Origin of the sequence: Corallococcus sp. CA053C, from assembly GCF_003611675.1 — a bacterium.
GTDB lineage: Bacteria > Myxococcota > Myxococcia > Myxococcales > Myxococcaceae > Corallococcus.
This window is the reverse complement of record NZ_RAWA01000773.1, coordinates 1-1,412: the sequence shown is the minus strand read 5'-3', so window position 1 is coordinate 1,412 and position 1,412 is coordinate 1. Positions and strand designations below refer to the sequence as shown.

Annotated in this window: 1 protein-coding gene and 1 pseudogene; both read right to left on the bottom strand. The window is 73.9% G+C overall.

Going from position 1 to position 1,412, the window contains the following annotated elements; translation table 11 throughout:
• Nucleotides 1–893: DUF4010 domain-containing protein (locus D7V97_RS43015; RefSeq protein ID WP_120616266.1), on the bottom strand; the 893-nt coding region annotated here is incomplete at its 3' end.
• An 81-nt stretch (nucleotides 894–974) separates the two neighbouring features.
• Nucleotides 975–1,412: pseudogene (locus tag D7V97_RS43010) on the bottom strand (aquaporin family protein); the annotation flags it as partial.

The window sequence follows — 1,412 nt, the reverse complement described above, 5'->3', positions numbered from 1 at the left end:
GCGGGGGGCTCGGCGCCGGGGGGCGGTTCGGTGCGCGAGCGCATCAGCGCCAGGCCCGTGCTGGACAGCAGGATGAGGACCAGTGGGATGGCGGAGTCCACGAGCGCGCGGAAGGACAACAGCCCCAGGAGCACCGCGTTGCGCAGCGCCATGGCGGCGGTGGCCAGCAGCACGCCCCGGTAGGCCACGTCCAGCAGGCGCCCGGACGTCTCGCGCACGCGGTTCGCCAGCTCCGCCACGGTGACGGTGCTGTTGACGAGCCCGCCCAGGAAGCCCGTCACCTCCACGCCGTGCGTGCCGAAGACCTTCCACAGCAGGTAGTTCACGAAGCCGATGGCGGCGATGAGGATGACCGTCACCCACGCGGCCCGGGGCTCGATGAGGCCCCACGGGTCCACCGGCTGCGCGGGCAGCACCGGGTAGATGGCGAAGGCGAGGATGGCCAGCAGGATGGCCGAGCGCAGCTCCTCCGCCGTGATCTTGTGGCTGAAGGTGGCCAGCCGCTCCTTCCACGCGAGCAGGCCCGCCGTCGTCACGCCCACCGCCGCGGGCGTCACCGTGTGCCCCAGGCCGCACAGCACGCCGGTGAAGCCCGTCACGAGCAACGCGGCGGACGTCGTCAGCTCCGCGCCGCCGTTGGCGCGCAGGGACTGCCAGTTGAGGAAGCACAGCAGCACGCCCAGCAGCGCGAGGCTCATCAGCGCGAAGTTCGGCCCCAGCAGTCCGCCCATGCCGCCCAGGAGCGCCGCGAAGCCGAAGGTGCGCAGGCCCGCCTCCTTCCCGCGCCACTCGCGCTCCAGCCCCACGAACAGGCCCACCGCGAGCGCGAGCGTCAGCCGCATCAGTGTCTGCAGCGGAGGCCAGGAAACGACGGGGGGAAGTCCTTCCATCATGCGCGTTCCTCCAGGGCGTCTGTCATGCTCGCATGGGCGCGTGACGTCAACGCCGCGTCCCGTCACCCCGCCGGACCGCTTCTAGGTCAGGGCGCGCGGGCCGTCGGGGGCGGGTCCGCTGACGACGTGCAGCCGCTCCCAACCCCGGCGCGCGAGCAGCTGGTGCAGCCGGGGCTTCAGGGCCGCCTGCAACGCGCGCGCGCTGGCTTCGTCCAACAGCGACAGCGCGGGCAGCGACCAGCGCTCGCGCACGCGCGCGTCCATGCCCGGCGCCTGGCCCGCGACCTCGATGAGGACGTAGTGGGACGCGGGCACGCTCCGGTCCCGCAAGGGCGCGGGGCGCAGGTTCAGGTCGCGGATCAGCGCCTCCACGGCCGCGGGCGGCCCCGCGTCGCTGGCGGAGGGCGGCGGCGTCACCACCGCGTGGGCGCGCTCCGGGTGGGCCAGCGTGTTGAAGAGGGCGGCGGCCAGGTGCGCGGGGCCTGCCTCGGCGCACTCGAAGACGACGGTCTCCAACGG